This is a genomic window from Cupriavidus sp. IK-TO18 (genome assembly GCF_015549295.1).
Taxonomy (GTDB): Bacteria; Pseudomonadota; Gammaproteobacteria; order Burkholderiales; family Burkholderiaceae; genus Cupriavidus; species Cupriavidus oxalaticus_A.
This window is the reverse complement of sequence record NZ_JADGMP010000007.1, coordinates 19089-39132: the sequence shown is the minus strand read 5'-3', so window position 1 is coordinate 39132 and position 20044 is coordinate 19089. Positions and strand designations below refer to the sequence as shown.

Annotated in this window: 16 protein-coding genes; 2 read left to right on the top strand and 14 right to left on the bottom strand. The window is 65.1% G+C overall.

The window, feature by feature from the left end:
- Positions 1-6 precede the first annotated feature (6 nt).
- The 8 genes from lpdA to ugpB all read right to left on the bottom strand — a co-directional run bounded on the left by lpdA (position 7) and on the right by ugpB (position 11150).
- The gene (gene lpdA / locus IPF36_RS05370; RefSeq protein WP_133096500.1) at positions 7-1431 is read right to left on the bottom strand and encodes a dihydrolipoyl dehydrogenase; all 1425 of its coding nucleotides are present in this window, start codon (positions 1429-1431) and stop codon (positions 7-9) included.
- 106 nt (positions 1432-1537) lie between these two features.
- On the bottom strand, positions 1538-2788 hold the full coding sequence (odhB, locus tag IPF36_RS05365) for a 2-oxoglutarate dehydrogenase complex dihydrolipoyllysine-residue succinyltransferase (protein WP_195427492.1): 1251 nt from the start codon (positions 2786-2788) through the stop codon (positions 1538-1540).
- Positions 2789-2873: 85 nt separating this feature from the next.
- A complete protein-coding gene (locus IPF36_RS05360) occupies positions 2874-5726 on the bottom strand; it encodes a 2-oxoglutarate dehydrogenase E1 component (protein WP_195427491.1) in 2853 nt (950 codons plus the stop codon).
- A 321-nt stretch (positions 5727-6047) separates the two neighbouring features.
- On the bottom strand, positions 6048-6803 hold the full coding sequence (gene ugpQ, locus IPF36_RS05355; protein WP_133096503.1) for a glycerophosphodiester phosphodiesterase: 756 nt from the start codon (positions 6801-6803) through the stop codon (positions 6048-6050).
- A 1-nt stretch (position 6804) separates the two neighbouring features.
- On the bottom strand, positions 6805-7908 hold the full coding sequence (locus tag IPF36_RS05350; RefSeq protein ID WP_133096504.1) for a sn-glycerol-3-phosphate import ATP-binding protein UgpC: 1104 nt from the start codon (positions 7906-7908) through the stop codon (positions 6805-6807).
- A 51-nt stretch (positions 7909-7959) separates the two neighbouring features.
- Entirely contained in the window at positions 7960-8808 is an 849-nt protein-coding gene (ugpE, locus tag IPF36_RS05345) for a sn-glycerol-3-phosphate ABC transporter permease UgpE (RefSeq protein ID WP_133096505.1), read from the bottom strand.
- Positions 8809-8819: 11 nt separating this feature from the next.
- Positions 8820-9701: a sn-glycerol-3-phosphate ABC transporter permease UgpA gene (gene ugpA, locus IPF36_RS05340; protein WP_029046178.1), complete on the bottom strand. Its 882-nt coding sequence runs from the start codon at positions 9699-9701 to the stop codon at positions 8820-8822.
- Between the two features lie 132 nt (positions 9702-9833).
- Positions 9834-11150, bottom strand: coding sequence for a sn-glycerol-3-phosphate ABC transporter substrate-binding protein UgpB (gene ugpB, locus IPF36_RS05335; protein WP_135705492.1), 1317 nt, complete (start codon positions 11148-11150; stop codon positions 9834-9836).
- Positions 11151-11344: 194 nt separating this feature from the next.
- On the opposite strand from ugpB, the gene IPF36_RS05330 reads away from it, so the two are divergent.
- Positions 11345-12136, top strand: a complete 792-nt coding sequence (locus IPF36_RS05330; protein ID WP_135705493.1) for an HAD-IIB family hydrolase — start codon at positions 11345-11347, stop codon at positions 12134-12136.
- A 66-nt stretch (positions 12137-12202) separates the two neighbouring features.
- On the opposite strand, the gene ntrC is transcribed toward IPF36_RS05330, so the two are convergent.
- The 4 genes from ntrC to IPF36_RS05310 form a co-directional block, all read right to left on the bottom strand.
- On the bottom strand, positions 12203-13750 hold the full coding sequence (ntrC, locus tag IPF36_RS05325; protein WP_133096508.1) for a nitrogen regulation protein NR(I): 1548 nt from the start codon (positions 13748-13750) through the stop codon (positions 12203-12205).
- A gap of 74 nt (positions 13751-13824) precedes the next feature.
- Positions 13825-15003, bottom strand: a complete 1179-nt coding sequence (gene glnL / locus IPF36_RS05320) for a nitrogen regulation protein NR(II) (protein ID WP_195427490.1) — start codon at positions 15001-15003, stop codon at positions 13825-13827.
- Between the two features lie 5 nt (positions 15004-15008).
- On the bottom strand, positions 15009-15572 hold the full coding sequence (locus tag IPF36_RS05315; RefSeq protein WP_135705494.1) for a DUF4124 domain-containing protein: 564 nt from the start codon (positions 15570-15572) through the stop codon (positions 15009-15011).
- Between the two features lie 151 nt (positions 15573-15723).
- A complete protein-coding gene (locus IPF36_RS05310) occupies positions 15724-17139 on the bottom strand; it encodes a 3-hydroxylaminophenol mutase (protein ID WP_195427489.1) in 1416 nt (471 codons plus the stop codon).
- 484 nt (positions 17140-17623) lie between these two features.
- Between IPF36_RS05310 and IPF36_RS05305 the strand changes: the two genes are divergently transcribed.
- Positions 17624-18088 carry a rhodanese-like domain-containing protein gene (locus IPF36_RS05305; RefSeq protein ID WP_195427488.1) on the top strand — a complete coding sequence of 155 codons (465 nt, stop codon included), beginning with the start codon at positions 17624-17626 and terminating at the stop codon, positions 18086-18088.
- A 78-nt stretch (positions 18089-18166) separates the two neighbouring features.
- On the opposite strand, the gene IPF36_RS05300 is transcribed toward IPF36_RS05305, so the two are convergent.
- Positions 18167-18991 (bottom strand): molybdopterin-binding protein, encoded by an 825-nt coding sequence (locus IPF36_RS05300; protein ID WP_135705495.1) that lies wholly within the window; start codon positions 18989-18991, stop codon positions 18167-18169.
- Positions 18992-19003: 12 nt separating this feature from the next.
- Positions 19004-19903, bottom strand: coding sequence for an EI24 domain-containing protein (locus IPF36_RS05295; RefSeq protein ID WP_135705496.1), 900 nt, complete (start codon positions 19901-19903; stop codon positions 19004-19006).
- Positions 19904-20044: the final 141 nt, after the last annotated feature.

The window sequence follows — 20044 nt, the reverse complement described above, 5'->3', positions numbered from 1 at the left end:
TGCGCCTTACATATTGAGTTGACGCTTGTCGACAGCCAGCGCGGCTTCACGCATGACTTCCGACATCGACGGGTGCGGATGGCAGACGCGGCCGATATCTTCGCTGGCGGCCTTGAACTCCATCGCCACCACGGCTTCGGCGATCAGGTCCGAGGCGTTGGCAGCCACGATGTGCACGCCCAGGATCTCGTCGGTCTTGGCGTCGGCCAGCATCTTGACGAAGCCATCGGCGTGACCCATGCCCAGCGCACGGCCGTTGGCCATGAACGGGAACTGGCCAGCCTTGAACTCGCGGCCTTCTGCCTTGAGCTGGGCTTCGGTCTTGCCGACCCATGCGATTTCCGGGAAGGTGTAGATCACCCACGGCACGCAGTTGTAGTCGATATGCGGCTTCTGGCCGGCGATGCGCTCGGCCACGGCCACGCCTTCGTCCTCGGCCTTGTGCGCCAGCATCGGGCCGCGCACCACGTCGCCGATGGCCCACAGGCCCGGCACCTTGGTGGCGCAGTGGTCGTCCACCTCGATGAAACCGCGCTGGTCGGCGGCCAGGCCGACAGCATCCAGGCCCAGGTTGTCGGTGTTGGGCACGCGGCCGACCGACACGATCAGGCGATCGACTTCCAGGGTCTGGGCGGCGCCGTCCTTGTCGGTGTACTTGACGGTGACGCCGTTCTTGCCGGTGGTCACTTCGCTCACGTTCACGCCGAGGCTGAACTTCAGGCCTTGCTTGGTCAGCTGCTTCTGGGCTTCCTTGGCCACGCCTTCGTCGGCGGCGCCCAGGAACGCGGGCAGCGCTTCCAGCACGGTCACGTCCGAGCCCAGGCGGCGCCACACCGAACCCAGCTCCAGGCCGATCACGCCGGCGCCGATCACGCCCAGCTTCTTCGGCACTGCGGGGAACTTGAGCGCACCCTCGTTATCGCTGACCAGGTCGTTGTCGACCTTGATGCCCGGCAGGTGGCGGGCCTTCGAACCGGTGGCGATGATGACCTGCTTGGCGGTCACGACTTCACCGGCGATCTCGACCTGGAAGCCCTCGGCGGTCTTGCCGACGAACTTGCCGTAGCCCTTGAGCAGCGTCACCTTGTTCTTGCGGAACAGGAACTCGATGCCCTTGGTCATCTTGCCGACGATATCGTCCTTGCGCTTGAGCATCTTGGACACGTCGACCTTGACGTCGCCCACGGTGATGCCGTGGTCCGCCAGGTGGTGCTGGGCGTTCTCGAATTCTTCCGAGGAAGCCAGCAGTGCCTTTGACGGGATGCAGCCCACGTTCAGGCAGGTGCCGCCCAGGCGCGGCTCGTTCTTGGGATCGTCGTAGGCGTTGCCTTCGCAGCAGGCCACGTTCAGGCCGAGCTGGCCGGCGCGGATCGCGGCGATATAGCCGCCGGGGCCGGCGCCGATCACCAGCACGTCGAATTGTTTGCTCATGGGGATTCCTTTGTGGCACCGGCAGCGTGTGCCGGCGCGCGATCAACTCTGGAGATGCGCACCGCGCGCGCCGGCATGAACCAACGCGCGCAGGGGGGACCGTCGATTACAGGTCCAGCAGCAGGCGGGCCGGATCTTCCAGCGCGTCCTTCATGGCGACCAGGCCCAGCACGGCTTCGCGGCCGTCGATGATGCGGTGGTCGTAGGACATGGCCAGGTAGTTCATCGGGCGGATCACGATCTGGCCGTCTTCCACCACCGGGCGATCCTTGGTGGCGTGCACGCCCAGGATGGCCGATTGCGGCGGGTTGATGATCGGGGTCGACAGCATCGAACCGAACACGCCACCGTTGGAGATCGAGAAGGTCCCGCCGCTCAGCTCGTCCAGCGACAGCTTGCCGTCACGGGCCTTCACGCCAAACTCGGCGATCTTCTTCTCGATGTCGGCCAGGCTCATCTGGTCGGCATTGCGCAGGATGGGCACCACCAGGCCGCGCGGCGAGCCCACGGCGATACCGATGTCGAAATAGCCGTGGTAGACGATGTCGTTGCCGTCGATCGAGGCATTGATCAGCGGGAACTTCTTCAGCGCGTGCACCGCGGCCTTGACGAAGAACGACATGAAGCCCAGCTTCACGCCGTGTTCCTTCTCGAAGCGGTCCTTGTACTTGTTGCGCAGGTCCATCACCGGCTTCATATTGACTTCATTGAAGGTGGTGAGGATGGCGTTGGTGGCTTGCGACTGCAGCAGGCGCTCGGCGATACGGGCGCGCAGGCGGCTCATCGGCACGCGCTCTTCCGGGCGGTCGCCCAGTGCGGCGAAGTCGACCGGAGCCGAAACCTGCTGCAGCGCCGGCTTGGCGGCGGCCGGAGCCGGGGCGGCCTTGGCGGCCGGAGCAGCAGCAGCAGCCAGCGCGTCACCCTTGGTGATGCGGCCGTCCTTGCCGGTGCCGGCAACCTGGCCAGCCGACAGGCCGGCTTCGGCCATCAGCTTGGCAGCAGACGGCATGGCCACGCCGCCTGCGGCGGCAGGAGCGGCAGCAGCAGCAGCCGGTGCCGGGGCAGCGGCGGCGGGCGCCGGAGCGGCAGCAGCCGGGGCGGCGGCACCAGCAGTGGCTTCGGTATCGATCTTGGCGATGATTTCATCGGCCACGACGGTATCGCCGTCGTTCTTGACGATGATCGACAGGACGCCTGCCGACGGGGCCGGCACTTCCAGCACGACCTTGTCGGTTTCGATCTCGATCAGGATCTCGTCCTGGGCAACGGCTTCGCCAGGCTTCTTCTTCCAGTTGAGCATGGTCGCTTCGGCGACCGATTCGGACAGCTGCGGAACCTTGACGTCAACAATAGCCATGGTTGTGAATTCCTCGTGTTATGCGTGTTGTCTTTATATCGGCAAGCCACGGCGCAACTGCGCGCGTCGCCGTGGCTGCCTCTGATTACTTGGTCAGAACAAAGCCCTTGAGCTTGGCGAAGGCAGCTTCCAGCAGAGCCTTCTGTTGCTCGTTGTGCTTTGCGTAGTAGCCCACCGCCGGCGAAGCCGAGGCGGGACGACCGGCATAACCGAGCTTCTGGCCATCCGTCATGTTTTCCATGATGTAGTGCTGCACGAAGAACCAGGCACCCTGGTTCTGCGGCTCGTCCTGGCACCACACGATCTCGGTGGCGTTCGGATATTTCTTCAGTTCCGCGGCAACAGCCTTGTGCGGGAACGGATACAGCTGTTCCAGGCGGATAATCGCGGTGTCGTTGGCCTCGCGTTCCTTGCGCGTGTTGACCAGGTCGTAGTAGACCTTGCCCGAGCACATGATGACGCGCTTGACCTTGCTGGCGTTCAGTTCTTCCTGGTCGGCAATCACGGTCTCGAAGTGGCCCTTGGCCAGTTCAGACAGCGACGACACGGCGTCCTTGTTACGCAGCAGCGACTTCGGCGTCATGATCACCAGCGGCTTGCGGAACAGGCGGATCATCTGGCGGCGCAGCAGGTGGAAGATCTGGGCCGGCGTGGTCGGCTGGCAGACCTGCATGTTGTGGTCCGCGCAGAGCTGCAGAAAACGTTCGATACGAGCCGAGCTGTGCTCCGGACCCTGGCCTTCGTAGCCGTGCGGCAGCATCAGGGTCAGGCCCGAGGCGCGGCCCCACTTCACTTCACCCGACGAGATGAACTGGTCGATCACCACCTGGGCGCCGTTGACGAAGTCGCCGAACTGGGCTTCCCAGATCACCAGCGCGTTCGGCTCGGCTGCGGAGTAGCCGTATTCGAAGCCGAGCACGGCTTCTTCCGACAGCACCGAGTCGATCACCGTGAACGGTGCCTGGTTTTCCGACACGTTCTGCAGCGGCACGTACGAGCCGGCATCCCAGCGCTCGCGCGCCTGGTCGTGCAGCACGGCGTGGCGGTGGGTAAAGGTGCCGCGGCCGGCGTCCTGGCCGGTGATGCGCACCGGGTAGCCCGAGGACACCAGCGAGGCGAAGGCCAGGTGCTCACCCATGCCCCAGTCCAGCGGCTGGTCGCCACGGCCCATGTTGGCGCGGTCCTTGACGACCTTCTCCACCAGCGGGTGCAGCTTCAGCGTCTCAGGCGTGGTGGTGATGCGCTCGGCCAGGCGCTTCAGTTCGGTCACCGGCACCGCGGTGTCGGCGGCGTCGGTCCACTTGCGGTTCAGGAACGGCATCCAGTCCACCGCGAACTTGTTCTTGAAGTTCGACAGGACGGGGTCGGCGGTGTGCTTGCCGGCGTCCATCGCAGCGCGGTATTCCTTGACCTTCTCGTCGCCAAACTCGGCCGGGACCAGCTTCTGCGCGGCCAGCTTCTCGGCGTACACCTTGCGCGTGCCGGGGTGCTGGCTGATCTTCTTGTACATCAGCGGCTGCGTGACCGCCGGGGTATCCTGCTCGTTGTGGCCCAGCTTGCGGAAGCAGATGATGTCGACCACGACATCCTTGTTGAATTCCATGCGGAAATCAACCGCCAGCTGCATCGCGTACACCACGGCTTCGGGATCGTCGCCGTTCACGTGCAGCACCGGGGCCTCGATCATCTTGACCACGTCCGTGCAGTACAGCGTCGAGCGGGCGTCGCGCGGGTCGGAGGTGGTGAAGCCGATCTGGTTGTTGATGACGATGTGCATCGTGCCGCCCGTGCCGTAGCCGCGGGTCTGCGCGAGGTTCAGCGTCTCCATGACCACGCCCTGGCCGGCAAAGGCGGCGTCGCCGTGCACCTGCACCGGCAGCACTTCCTTGTGGCCGACTTCGCCGCGGCGTTCCTGGCGGGCCTTGGCCGAGCCTTCCACCACCGGGTTGACGATTTCCAGGTGCGACGGGTTGAACGCCAGCGACAGGTGCACCGGGCCGCCTTCGGTCGAGACATCGCTCGAGAAGCCCTTGTGGTACTTGACGTCACCGGCCGGCAGGTCGTCGACGTGCTTGCCTTCGAATTCGGCGAACAGATCGGCCGGCATCTTGCCCAGCGTGTTGACCAGCACGTTCAGGCGGCCGCGGTGGGCCATGCCGATCACGATTTCCTGCACACCCTTGGTACCGGCGCGCTGGATCAGTTCGTCCATCGCGGCGATGAAGCTTTCGCCGCCTTCCAGCGAGAAGCGCTTCTGGCCGACGTACTTGGTGTGGAGGAAGCGCTCCAGGCCTTCGGCCGCGGTCAGGCGGTCGAGGATGTGCTTCTTCTTCTCCAGCGTGAAGACCGGCTTGGAACGCGTGGTTTCCAGGCGCTCCTGCCACCAGCGCTTCTGCGCCTGGTCGCTCACGTACATGAATTCGGCGCCGATGGTGCCGCAGTAGGTTTCGCGCAGGTTGTTCAGCAGCTCGCGCAGGCTCATCGACTCCTTGCCAAAGTACGTATTGCTGGCATTAAAGACGATGTCGAGGTCAGCTTCGGAAAAACCGTAGAACGCGGGGTCCAGATCCGGCAGGGGCGGACGCTCCTGGCGCTTGAGCGGGTCCAGGTCGGCCCAGTGCGAACCGATGTTGCGGTAGGCGGCGATCAGCTGGGTGGCAGCGACGCGCTTGCGGCCCATGTCGGAATCGGCCGAGGCAACGATGGTCTTGATGGGGCCTGCTTTGGCGCGCTCGGCGAACGAGGCAACGATGGGAGCGTGGGCGACATCCCGGCCGTTCGTGCCGTCGACGGCAGGAACGTTCTGCATGGCGTCGAAGTAAGAACGCCAGTTGTCGGGAACCGAGGCGGGATTCTGGAGGTAGGCTTCGTACAGTTCTTCGACATACGGGGCGTTACCGCCGAAGAGGTACGAACTGCTCTGGTACTGCTGCATCATGGGACGCTCACTATTCTCCGGGTATGCCGGAGTTCAGCGGGTTATTCAACCTTCCGCGACACGGCTTGACCGGTTAGCGGATTGCAAACAACTCTTGGGAGCCCAACTGAGGACCCTGCGCAAACGGCGCCACCGGGGTGCCGCATGTGCTGGCTTCCTCACAAGGCCCGAAAGGGCAAGTTGTGCGGGGAAGGACCTAAGTCTTCACGGCGGTAAGAATAGCATGTTTGCCTGAACGGGATGTGGACTTTTCGCGATGCGGAACTTCATCGCACGACAACTCGCATCGCCATCGGCGTTTTAGCAACAGCCACACAACAATCAGACGTGCGGCTCTATCTTGTCGACGGCATCGGTGATCAGCCCGTCCAGCCCCCAGCCCAGCAGTTGCGCGGCCTTCGCCGGGTCGTTCACGGTATAGCTGAGGACGCGGTAGCCGGCCGCGTGCGCGGACGCAATGACGCCCTCGTCCAGCTCTCGGTAATTCGCATCGAGTGCCACGCAGCCGAGCCGGCGCAACCGCTCGAGCCAGTCGGCCGGCAGCTTGTCGAGCAGCAGCGCTCGCGGCAGGTCTGGCGCCACGCGTGCTGCCGCAGTCAGTGTCTCTTCCGAGAACGACGACAGCAGCGGCGGCACCGCAGCGCCAGCCCACAGCGCCGCGGCATCTAGCGCGACCGCCGCGCCGGTGCGCGCTTCGGTGCCGGGCACCGGCTTGATCTCGATATTGGCCAGGAAGCCGTTGGCCTGCGTATAGCGGGCGATGGCGGCCAGCGTCGGCACCGGCTCTCCGGCCCAGGCCGGGCCGTGCCAGCTGCCGGCATCGAGCAGCGCCAACTCGCCAAGCGTCAGCGCATCGACCCTGCCCTTGCCGCTGGTGGTGCGGTCGAGCGTCGCGTCGTGCATCAGCACCGGCTTGCCGTCGGCAGTCAGCTTGACGTCGAACTCGAACATCCGGTACCCAAAGGCGGCGCCGTGGCGGAACGCGGCGAGCGTGTTCTCGGGCGCCAGCTTGCCCGCGCCGCGATGCGCGATATGGCGCGGGTACGGCCAGGACTGGGTGTCTGCGATGGCTGGCATGTCAGGCCTCGATGCGCTTGCCGGTATCCGGCGCGAAGAAATGGAGGTGGTCAGGCGACGAGGTCACAGGCAGGCGGTCGCCTGCGCTCACGCGCGCATGGCTCTCCAGCCGCACCACCACCGGCTGGCCGCCGAGCGAACCATAGGCGAACGAGTCGGCGCCGAGCGCCTCCACCACGCGCACATCGACCTCGGCGATGGCCTCGTGCGCGGCGCACGGCTCGATATGTTCCGGCCGCAGTCCCAGCAACGCCTGTTCGGGCAGGTGCAGTCCCATCGGCAGGTGGCCGAGCGTGGCGGGAGCGCTGTCGGCGCCCTCCTTCGCCACCACCCGCATCTGCGCGCCACCATTGCCCGCGCCGTTGCGAACCACCGGGATCAGGTTCATCGGCGGCGAACCGATAAAGCCCGCAACAAAGGTGCTGGCCGGCTTCGAATAGACTTGCAGCGGCGTGCCGATCTGCTCCACGCGGCCCGCGTTGAGCACCATCATGCGGTCGGCCAGCGTCATCGCCTCGACCTGGTCGTGGGTCACGTACAGGCTGGTGGTGCCGAGGCGGCGATGCAGGTCCTTCAGTTCCAGCCGCATCTGCACGCGCAGCTTGGCGTCGAGGTTGGACAGCGGCTCGTCGAACAGGAACACCGCCGGCTCGCGCACGATGGCACGGCCCATGGCCACGCGCTGGCGCTGCCCGCCCGACAGCTGGCGCGGCTTGCGGTCCAGCAGCGGCGACAGCTCCAGGATGCCGGCGGCATGCTCCACGCGCTGCTGGATCTCGGCCTTGGCCATGCCGCGGATCTTCAGGCCGTAGGCCATGTTGTCGTACACGCTCATGTGCGGGTAGAGCGCGTAGTTCTGGAACACCATGGCGATGTCCCGCTCGGCCGGCTCCAGGTTGTTGACGATCTTGTCGCCGATATGGATCTCGCCCCCGGTGATGGTTTCCAGCCCCGCCACCATGCGCAGCAGCGTTGACTTGCCGCAGCCCGAAGGGCCGACGATGACGATGAACTCGCCGTCGGCGATTTCCATGTCGATGCCGTGCACCACCTGGGTACCGCCGGCGTAGGTTTTCTGAACGTTGCGAAGCGACAGTTTTGCCATTGCTGTTGTCCTGCGCGCGCGCGGGTGGCGCGCCACGCCTTGTTGTTCCGCTTATTTTTCGGTTTCGACCAGGCCCTTGACGAACCACTTCTGCATCAGCACCACCACCACCGCGGGCGGGATCATCGCCAGCATCACCGTGGCCATCACCAGGTTCCAGTCGGTGGCGGCATCGCCCGAGCGCGAGATCATCTGCGTCACGCCCACCACCACCGGCGTCATCGACTTCTGCGTGGTGATCAGCAGCGGCCACAGGTACTGGTTCCAGCCGTAGATGAACTGGATCACGAACAGCGCGGCGATGCTGGTGCGCGACAGCGGCAGCACCACGTCCCAGAAAAAGCGCAGTGGCCCCGCGCCGTCGATGCGCGCGGCTTCCGCCAGTTCATCGGGAATGGTCAGGAAGAACTGGCGGAACAGGAAGGTCGCGGTCGCCGACGCGATGATCGGAATGGTCAACCCGAAGTAGCTGTCGAGCAGCCCAAGGTCCGACACGACCTTGTAGGTCGGCAGGATCCGCACCTCGACCGGCAGCATCAGCGTGATGAAGATCAGCCAGAAGAAGGTCTTGCGCAGCGGGAACTTGAAATAGACGATGGCAAAGGCCGAGATGATCGAGATCGCGATCTTGCCCAGCGCAATGCCGAGCGCCATGATCAGGCTGTTCTTCATCATGGTCGAGACCGGCGATGCGGCCTCGCCCACGCCCTGGAACAGCACGGTGCGATAGTTCTCGATCAGGTGGCTGCCCGGGATCAGCGTCATCGGCGCGTCCAGCACTTCTTCCGCAGTCAGCGTCGACGCGACGAAGGTCAGGTACACCGGGAACACCACCACCACGATGCCGAGAATCAGCACCGCGTGGGTCAGGAAATCAAGGAAAGGACGTCGTTCTACCATGGCTGCCTCCGTCAGTACTGGACCTTGCGTTCCACGTAGCGGAACTGCACCACGGTCAGCGCGATCACGATCACCATCAGCACCACCGACTGCGCGGCCGAGCCACCAATATCCATGCCGCGGAAGCCGTCATGGAAAACCTTGTACACCAGCGTGTTGGTCGAGTTGAACGGGCCGCCATGCGTGACCGCGTCGATGATGGCGAAGGTATCGAAGAAGGCGTAGACCACGTTGATCACCATCAGGAAAAAAGTGGTCGGCGACAGCAGCGGGAAGATGATCGACCAGAAGCGGCGCCACGGCCCGGCGCCGTCGATGGCCGCGGCCTCGATCAGCGAGCGCGGGATGCTCTGCAGCCCGGCCAGGAAGAACAGGAAGTTGTAGCTGATCTGCTTCCATGCCGCGGCCAGCACCACCAGCAGCAGCGCCTGGTTGCCGTTGAGCAGGAAATTCCATTCCACGCCCATCTTGCGCAGTGCGTACGAGACCACGCCCAGCGTCGGGTTGAACATGAACATCCACAGCACGCCCGCCACCGCCGGCGCGACCGCGTACGGCCAGATCAGCAAGGTCTTGTAGCCGACCGCGGCGCGGATCACGCGATCGGCAAAATAGGCCAGCGCCAGCGCGGTGGTCAGGCCCACCACGGTGACGCCGATGGCGAAGATCGCAGTGGTCTGGAATGACTCCACATACAGCGGGTCGTTCCACAGCATGCGGAAGTTATCGAGGCCAACAAACTCCAGGTTGATGCCGAAGGCATCCTGTTGCAGCATCGATTGATACAGCGCCTGCCCCGCGGGCAGGAAAAAGAAGATCAGCGTGATCGCGATCTGCGGCAAGACCAGCAGATACGGCAGCCACGGCGAGCGGAAAACAACGCGTTTTTCCATGAACGGATTCCGGCGGATGCCGCGGGTCGCGGCATCGTTCCAGGTACGGCCGGATGCGGCCGGCCACAATGCAAGCGGGCGGAGGTTTCGCCGCCGCCCGCCCTTTCCTATCAGCTTGCTGTCAGCCCGCGCTTATTCGCGCGCGGTCTTCTGGAAGCGCTCCAGCAGATCGTTGCCACGGGCCACAGCCGAGTCCAGCGCTGCCTTGGGCTCCTTCTTGCCGGCCCAGACGGCTTCCAGTTCCTCGTCCACCACGGTACGGATCTGCACCATGTTGCCCAGGCGCACGCCGCGCGACTTGTCGGTGGTCTTGACCACCATCTGCTGCACCGACACATCGGCACCCGGGTTTTTGTCGTAGTAGCCGGATTTCTTGGTCATCTCGTAGGCGGCCATCGTTACCGGCAGATAGCCGGTGGCCTGGTGCCAGTCCGACTGGATCTCCGGACGCGACAGGAAGTTGAAGAACTTGGCCACGCCCTTGTACTCGTCCGGCTTCTTGCCGCCCATCACCCACAGCGAAGCGCCGCCGATGATGGTGTTCTGCGGGGCGCCCTGCACGTCCGGGTAGTACGGCAGCTGGGCCACCGCGAACGCGAACTTGGCGTTCTTGCGGATATTGGCCAGCGAGGCCGACGAGCCGGTAAACATCGCGCACTCGCCGTTATAGAACTTGGCCTGCGATTCCGCCTTGCGGCCGCCATAGCTGAAGTAGCCCTTCTTCACCATGTCCTGCAGGTTGGTGATGTGCTTGACGTGCAGCGGGCTGTTGAAGACCAGGCGCGTGTCGGTGCCGCCGAAGCCGTTGTTCTTGGTGGCATACAGCGTGTTATGCCAGGCGGAGAAGCTTTCCAGGTGGACCCAGCCCTGCCAGTCGGTGGTGTACGCGCAGTTGGTACCCGAGGCCTTGAGCTTGGCCGAATACTGCATCACCTCCGGCCAAGTCTTGGGCGCCTTCTCCGGGTCGAGGCCGGCCTTCTTGAAGGCATCCTTGTTGTAGTAGAAGACCGTGGTCGAGCTGTTGAACGGGAACGACAGCATCTCGCCCTTGGACGAGGTGTAGTAGCCCGCCACCGCCGGGATGTAGGCCTTCTGGTCGAATTTCTCGCCGGCGTCCTTCATCACCGTCGACACCGGCTTGATCGCGCCCTTGGCACTCATCATGGTGGCGGTGCCGACCTCAAACACCTGCAGGATCGCCGGCGCGCCGCCGGCACGGAACGCGGCGATGCCAGCCGCCATGGTTTCGTCGTAGTTGCCCTTGTTGACCGGCACGATCTTGTAGTCGGACTGGCTCGCGTTGAACTTGTTGGCGATCTCGTTCACCTTGTCGTTCAGCGCGCCCTGCATGGCGTGCCACCACTGGATTTCAACGGCGGCGTGCGCGCTGCCGGCCCCGGTCAGGGCGGCCAGCGCGACGAGTTTGAGCGCGGTACGGGATACGGACATCGATGCTCTCCTTGGTCTGTCAGTTTCTGTGCGGTCGAAAACCCGACAGCATGTGATTATTTTGTGACAGCGGCATGTTACGCCGGTCGCACCCGGGCAAGCAAATCAGCAACTTCACGGATCCCGGCCGTTTTGCAGTGCAATAACCGACATAGCCAATGAAGACGGCAGGATGACGGTTACAATGGCCCGCCATGCAATCCCTGAACAAGCTCTCTAATTCCGTGCTGCGGCGCGTGCGCGGCGTGCTGACCGATATCGACGGCACGCTGACGACCGACGGGCGGCTGCCCGCTTCCACTTATCTGGCGCTGGACGGCCTGCGCCAGGCTGGCCTGCACGTCATCCCGGTAACGGGGCGCTGCATTGCGTGGGCCGAGATCCTGACCCGGCTGTGGCCGGTGGACGCGATCATCGGCGAGAACGGTGCCTTCTATTCGCACCTGCGCGATGGCCGGCTGCATACCCGCTTCCTGGACGATGCGGCCACCCGGACGCGCAACCTCGAGCGTATCGATGCGCTTGGCCAGCGCATCCTGCTTGAGGTGCCGGGCTGCGCGCTGGCGTCGGACCAGGCCTGGCACGCCGCCGACCTGGCGATCGATCATGCCGAAGACGTGCCGCCACTGCCGCAGGAAGCGGTGGCACGCATTGCCGCCTTGATGCGCGAGGCCGGCATGACTGCCACGGTCAGCTCCATCCATGTCAACGGCTGGTTCGGAGAGCATGACAAGCTCTCGATGAGCAAGCTGTGCGTGGCGGAACTGCTCGGAGAAGATCTGGATGCTTGCCGCGATGAATGGCTGTTTATCGGCGATTCAGCCAACGATGCCAGCATGTTCGCGCATTTTCCGCTGTCGGTCGGAGTGGCCAATGTGCGGGATATCCTGCCGCAGTTGCCGGTGCCGCCGGCCTTCATCACTGCGGCGGCGGGTGGCGAAGGTTTCGCCGAGATGGCGCAGCGGCTGGTGCAGGCGCGCGGCTGAGATCTGGCAAGGCAAAAAGCAAAACGGCCGGGCACATGCCCGGCCGTTTTTTTCCGCTCTGCCCGCTCAGTCGAATCCCAATTCCTGCAGCTTGCGCGTAATGGTATTTCGCCCGATGCCCAGTCGCGTCGCGGCCTCGACCCTACGCCCGCGTGTGACACCCAGCGCGGCCTCCAGCACCGCCTTCTCGAACCGGCGTGTCAGCACATCCATGACCTCCGGCTGCCCGGCCTCGAGCATGGCGCGCGCTTCGCCGGCCAGCAGGTGCTCCCAGCCGGCGGCAGTGCCGGCCGGCGCGGCGCTGACAGCCGGCGCCGGCCGCACCACGGTCGCCGTATCCGCCTCCGCCACCGGCATGGCAAAGCCGCCGTAGTCGGCCAGCTCATGACCGGCTTCGTACTCGGCGGCACGCGCCTCGACCACGCGCTCGGGCCGCGGCGCATTGATCGGCTCGCTGACGCCAGCCTCCAGCATTTCGCGCGGCAGGTCCTTGACCTCGATGGTCTGCGCCGGTGCCATCACCGTCAGCCAGTTGCACAGGTTCTCGAGCTGGCGCACGTTGCCGGGGAACGGCAGCGTGCTGACATAGGCCAGCGCCTCGTCCGACATGCGCTTGGGCTCGACGCCCAGTTCCTTGGCGCTCTTCTGCAGGAAATGGCGCGCCAGCAGCGTGATGTCCTCGGGCCGTTCGCGCAGCGGCGGCAAGCGCAGCCGGATCACGTTCAGGCGGTGGAACAAGTCCTCGCGGAACAGGCCTTCCTTGACGCGCAGCTCCAGGTTCTGGTGCGTCGCGGCGATGACCCGCACATTGGCGCGCAACGGGTTGTGGCCGCCGACGCGATAGAAGTTGCCGTCGGACAGCACGCGCAGCAGGCGGGTCTGCAAATCGAACGGCATGTCGCCGATTTCATCGAGGAACAGCGTGCCGCCCTCGGCCTGTTCGAAGCGGCCGCGGCGCATGGTCTGCGCACCGGTGAAGGCGCCGCGCTCGTGGCCGAACAGTTCGGATTCGAGCAGGTCCTTGGGAATGGCCGCGGTATTGAGCGCGATGAACGGGCCGTTGGCACGCGGGCTGTGCTTGTGAAGCGCGCGCGCAACCAGTTCCTTGCCGGTGCCCGACTCGCCGGTGATCATCACCGTGACATTCGACTGCGACAGCCGCCCGATGGCGCGGAACACATCCTGCATGGCCGGCGCCTGGCCGAGGATCTCCGGCGCATCGACCAGCCGGTCGTCCATCTCCTCTTCGCGCAGGCTTTCTTCGAGCGCACGGCGGATCAGCTCGACCGCCTTGTCGACATCGAACGGCTTGGCCAGGTATTCGAAGGCGCCGCCCTGGAACGCCGCCACGGCGCTGTCCAGGTCCGAGTAGGCGGTCATCACGATGACCGGCAGCCCCGGGTGCCGCGCCTTGATGGCCTGCAGCAGATCCAGCCCGGAGCCGCCGGGCATGCGGATATCGGAAATCAGCACCTGCGGCTGGTCTTCTTCCAGCGCGGCCAGCACGTCTCGCACATTGGTGAAGCTGCGCGAGAGCAGGCTTTCACGGGCAAGGGCCTTTTCCAGGACCCAGCGGATTGATTGATCGTCGTCGACTATCCAGATCGGCTTCATGTGCGTCGCTTGTCTGCTCGGTGTCATTTGGTCTTCCACATACCCGGCACTGCGGCGCGATCGCTCGCGGACAGCTAGTGCAACGGCAGCAGGATGCGGAAGTCGGTACAGCCCGGCCGGCTCTCGCATTCGATCAAGCCCTCGTGCTGCTGCACGAAGGTTTGAGCGAGTGTGAGACCGAGACCGCTGCCGCCATCCCTACCCGATACCAGCGGATAGAAAATGCGCTCGCGAATGTCTTCGGGGATTCCCGGGCCGTTGTCGATCACATGCAAGTCCAATGCCAGCTTGAACAGGCGCTTGGCGATGGTGACCTGGCGCGCCACGCGCGTGCGCAGCACGATCTGCGCATCGCCGCGCGCAATGCGGTCGGCCAGCGCCTGCGCGGCGTTGTGCACGATGTTGAGCACCGCCTGGATCAGCTGCTCCATGTCGCCCTGCAGCTCGGGCAGGCTGGCATCGTAGTCGCGCACGATATCGAGCCCGTTCGGGAATTCGGCCAGCACCACCGAGCGCACGCGCTCCAGCACCTCGTGGATATTCAGGCTCGATACGATATGCGGATGGCGGTGCGGCTCCAGCAGCCGGTCCACCAGCGTCTGCAGCCGGTCCGACTCCTTGATGATGACCTGCGTGTATTCGCGCAGCGAGCGCTCCGGCAGCTCGAACTCCAGCAGCTGCGCGGCGCCGCGGATGCCGCCAAGCGGGTTCTTGATCTCGTGCGCCAGGTTGCGGATCAGTTCCTTGTTGGCCGAGGTCAGGTCGAGGATGCGCTCCTCGCGGTCGCTGCGCACCTTCTGCTCGTTGGGGAGGATTTCCACCACCACGGTGTCGCCGGACGCTTCCAATGCGGCGATCACTACGTGCACATGGATGGGTTCCTGCAGCGGCGGGTGCAGCACCAGGTCCTGCCGGCGCACGTCGAACTGGCGCGCGACCACGGTGTCGAGCATGCTGTGCAGCTCGTCCGAGTGGCCGAACAGGTCCGGCAGCGACAGCTCCACCATGCCCCGGCGCGACACGCCGAAGGTCGCCTCGGCGGCGGGGTTGGCGTAGACCACGCGCAGGCCGGGCTGCCGCACCAGCAGCACCGGGTTGGCCACCACGTCGAGGCCGGCATGGAAGGCCACCACGCCCATGGGCAACACCTGGGCGCTGCCGCCCGATTGCACGAGGTCCGGCGCGGCGGTCTCGCCACGGGCGCTGTCGGCACCACCGACCTTGCGCGACACACCTCGAATCAGGCGACGCATAAGACTTAGTCCTTCAGGTTGCCAAGCTCGCGCCGCAGCGATGCCGCGTTGGCCTCGCTGCGCGCGATGTCGTCGCGCAGCGCCGCGGTGCGATCCAGGTATTTCTGATAGTTGCGCTCATTGCCCTGGCGCTCGGGCTGGCCGTTGTTGTATTCGGCGCGCAGCGTCTGCAGCTTGGCCTCTTCGCTCTGCAGTTCCTGCGTGAGCACGGTACGGCGCTCGCTGTCGCGGCTGCGCTGCGTGGCACTGTCCACGCGCGGGAAGCTGGCGTTGCCGGCCGTGGCAGCACCGCCCTTGGCCGCCGCCGGCGCCGGCGCGCTTCGCCCGCCCGGCACGGTCACCACATCGGGCAGGCTCAGCTTCTTGCATCCCTTGCCGGCGCTGCCGTTGCGATACTCGGGTACGCCGTTGGGTCCGGTGCAAACGTAGACGTCGGAAGACGACTGCGCCTGCGACAGCCCGGCCCAGGCACCCAGTGTCAATGCCACGGCACTCACCAGAACAGGGAATCGAACACGAAATTGGTGCGGCGACGCGGCCCGGCTGGCCTTGCGCGAAGAAGCGTCCATGGACATGGCGTTAGGTGTGAACAGGGATGGATCGGGATGGGATCGGATTCCCCATTCTAGCGAGCAAAGCAAAAAGGGACAGCCGAAGCCGCCCCTTTCTGGTGCAACTGTTGCCCGGTCACAACCTGCGTCATTCCCGGGCAAGGGCCGCTTACAGCGAGTAGTACATCTCGAACTCGACCGGGTGCGTGGTCATGCGGAAACGCGTGACTTCTTCCATCTTCAGTTCGATGTACGCATCGATCATCGAGTTCGAGAACACGCCGCCGCGGGTCAGGAACTCGCGGTCGTTGTCCAGGTACTCCAGCGACTGGTCCAGGCTCGAGCAGACGGTCGGGATCTTTGCATCCTCTTCCGGCGGCAGGTCGTACAGGTTCTTGTCGGCGGCTTCGCCCGGGTGGATCTTGTTCATCACGCCGTCCAGGCCGGCCATCAGCAGCGCCGAGAAGCCCAGGTACGGGTTCATCAGCGGATCCGGGAAGCGGGTCTCGATGCGGCGGCCCTTCGGGTTGGCCACATACGGGATACGGATCGAAGCCGAACGGTTGCGGGCCGAGTAGGCCAGCTTGACCGGGGCTTCGAAGCCCGGCACCAGGCGCTTGTACGAGTTCGTGCCCGGGTTGGTGATGGCGTTCAGCGCGCGGGCGTGCTTGATGATGCCGCCGATGTAGTACAGCGCGAATTCCGACAGGCCGGCGTAGCCGTTGCCGGCGAACAGGTTCTGGCCGTCCTTCCACACGGACTGGTGCACGTGCATGCCCGAGCCGTTGTCGCCGACGACCGGCTTCGGCATGAACGTGGCGGTCTTGCCGTAGGTGTGAGCGACGTTCTGGATCACGTACTTCTGCAGCTGGGTCCAGTCGGCGCGCTGCACCAGCGTGCTGAACCTGGTGCCGATTTCGTTCTGGCCCTGGCCAGCCACTTCGTGGTGGTGGACTTCAACGGGGATGCCCAGCGATTCCAGGATCAGGCACATTTCCGAACGCATGTCCTGGAACGTGTCGATCGGGGCGACCGGGAAGTAGCCGCCCTTCTTGCCCGGACGGTGGCCGGAGTTGCCGTGCTCGAACTCCTTGCCCGACGACCACGGGGCTTCCTCGGAATGGATCTTCACGAAGCAGCCTTGCATGTCGACGTTCCAGGTCACACCGTCGAAGATGAAGAACTCGGGTTCCGGACCGAAGAAGGCGGTGTCGCCCAGGCCGGTGCTCTTCAGGTAGGCTTCGGCGCGCTTGGCGATCGAACGCGGGTCGCGGTCATAGCCCTTGCCATCCGACGGCTCGATCACGTCGCACGACAGCACCAGCGTCGGCTCTTCATAGAACGGGTCGATGTGAGCCGTGTTCGAATCCGGCATCAGCAGCATGTCCGAAGCCTCGATACCCTTCCAGCCGGCGATCGACGAGCCGTCGAAAGCGTGGCCGCTTTCGAACTTGTCTTCATCGAAGTGCGACACGGGCACGGACACGTGTTGCTCCTTGCCTTTGGTATCGGTGAAACGGAAGTCGACGAACTTGACGTCGTTTTCCTTCACCAGCTTCATCACGTCTGCAACGCTGTGGGCCATGCCAATCTCCTGGGTATTCGGCAAATGTCTGTGAAAGCCAATTCTTGGGCCTGTCGCCGGCGGCGCCGCTGCATGTCGCCGCGCTTGCCGACCTCGCCACGAAAGGACGGGGGAATGTTAGCAGAAAGCATGCCAAGCAAACGCCCCACTGCTTTTCCCGGCCCGAAAAATGTGCAACTCCGGCGAACCGCGCACCGTCGCGGGGTAGGCGCGATCCGGAGTGCCGTGCCAGAAAGCGCCGGGGTGGCGCACCATCGACATGCACACTCGGGTTCCGCCCACCAATAAAACACCACAATGGTGCAATGAGCAAGTAATCGCACCGCATTAGTGCGGTGGCACCAAAATCGGTCATTGCGTGCCCGGTCGTGATGCCATCCAGCCAGCGCGGTGCGTGTTACGGCCGCCGGGTTGCCGCGGCGCTATAGAATACCGGGTTACGGCCTTCGCGCCCTCAATTTCATCCATTTCATTTGTCACGCAGATGACCACCCGAGACGATCTTCTCCAGGCCGCCCAGCAGCGCCAGCAACAGAACCAGCTCCCGTACTTCGGCGCGCTGTCGCCGCAGGAAGCCTATGCCCTCCTGCAGAACGATCCCGCGGCGGTGCTGGTCGACGTGCGCACGCAGGCCGAGCTGGACTGGGTCGGCGGCGTCGATGTGCCCGACGCGCAGTTCGCCCATGTCGAATGGATGGCGTACCCGGGCGGCGCGCAGAACGCCCGCTTCATCGAGGAACTGAAGGCGCGCGTGCCGGCCGACGTGCCGGCGCTGTTCCTGTGCCGCAGCGCGGCGCGCTCCAAGCATGCCGCGCGCGTGGCGACCGAAGCCGGCTACCACTTCGCCATGGACGTGCTGGAAGGCTTCGAGGGCAATCGCGACGAGCATCACCACCGCAAGACGGTCGAAGGCTGGTGCGTGCGCGGCCTGCCGTGGCACGGCGCCTGAGCGCCGCCGCGCCGGAATGACGAAAGGGGCAGCGTAGGCTGCCCCCCCCCCTTTTTGTTGGTCCGCTATTGCGAACGCTCAGGCCTGCGCCGATTCCCGCGCCGGCTGCTCGACGACTTCAAACCCCATCGCGCGCACCCCGTCCAGCAGCATGGCATAGGCGGGCGGCACCAGGTCGGCCGGCCCCTTGACGCCCAGGTCGATGTGCCGGCGTGCGAAGCGGTCGCCGCGCTGCACGTCGCCGACCGAAGGCAGGCTGAACACGCGGATGCCGGCAAAGGCGGCTTCTACTGTCTCCATCAGCGGGGTCAGCGTGGACTCGGGCGCCTCGAACACATAGAAGGCGCGTTCCTGGTGCTGCACCTGGTGGAACAGGTGCGCGTACTCATGGTCGAGCACCCACTCCATCATCGGCCATGCCATCACCGGGAAGCCGGGCATGAAGTGGTGATGTCCCACGGAGAAGCCCGGGATGCGGTTGTAGCTGTTGGGGATGATGCGCGCGCCTTCGGGAAACTCGCCCATCTTGAACCGGTGCTGGTTTTCCGGCTGGCTCAGGTCGGCCTTGACGGGATCGCCGCCTGCGGTCTCCGCAATGCGCAGCGCGATCTGCTCGCGCGCCTCGGGATGCAGCTGCAGCGGCACGCCCAGCGCCGCGGCAGCGCACTGGCGCGTATGGTCGTCAGGCGTTGCGCCGATGCCGCCGGTGCAGAACACCACGTCAGTGCCGGCGAAGGTGCGCTTGAGCGTGGCGGTGATGCGGCCGCGGTCGTCGCCGACATACTGCGCCCAGTCCAGCGCCAGGCCGCGCGCGCCCAGCAGTTCGATGGTGCGGCGCAGATGCTTGTCTTCGCGCCGCCCCGACAGAATCTCGTCGCCGATGATGATCAGGCCGAAACCCATGTTGCCCTCGCTTCAGGAATGTTCGATGCGCCGCACGTCGGAGGGCGCCAGGTCGATGATGTCGCCGCCCGCGGACGGACCGGTCGGCTGCTGTGCCGGCGGCGGTGCGCGATCTGCAGCACGTTCGGCGCGCAGCTGCGCCAGCGCGCGCAGGCAGAAGTGGCCGAACCACAGCGCCGAAAAGATAAAGATCAGCACGTACAGCCACAGCGTGCCCGCCAGCACGAACGGGAACAGGAAGATCACCGCCGCGGACGACACCCACAGCAGTGTCGGCGCCGAGCCCAGCAGACCCACCGCCACGCCGATCACCAGCAGCGGCGTGCGATGGCGCCGCATCAGCGTCTTGCGCTCTTCCGCGCTGGCGTGGTCGGACAGCGCGTCATAGGTCATCACCCGGTAGGTCAGCCAGCCCCACAGCACCGGCGGGATCAGCGCGAAGAACGGCGGCACCAGCCATAGCGGCAGCGTCACCAGCACCAGCAACAGGAACACGACGGTGCTGCCCAGGGACTGGAACACGCTGCCGAGCACGCTGCCGCCGTGGGCCTTGGACAAGTCCGGGTAGCTGCGCTCGAGGTGGCGCACCACGGCTGGCACCGAGAACACGCCGATAAACATCAGCATCGATGCGATCACCAGCGGCACCACCAGCGCGGCGACGAACAGCGGCGCCACCACGGCCCGCATCGATTGCAGGCTGAGCCAGTCCAGTGCGCTGTAGATCCAGCTGGTCAGCACCGAGGTTTCGAGAAAACCGCGCGTGGCGGTCATGATGGGATCCCAGCCCCACCAGAGCAGCCCGCCCCAGAAGAGCGTGGCCAGGACGAAAGGCAGCACGGTCAGCAGCAGCATGCGGGGATGCAGCTGGCTGACGAGCGCGCGGCCAAACGAGCGGAAGATATCGTTCATGCAGCGTGGGGCCGAGCGTGAATTCGGCGATTATGCAGTGGAAGGCGGAAACAGCCGACATTCGAGCCGGCATTCGAGCCGGCGCCGGGGCCGGCGGCAAACCGGAACACTAGCATACGCCACTTGCCGCGGCCACGCGGA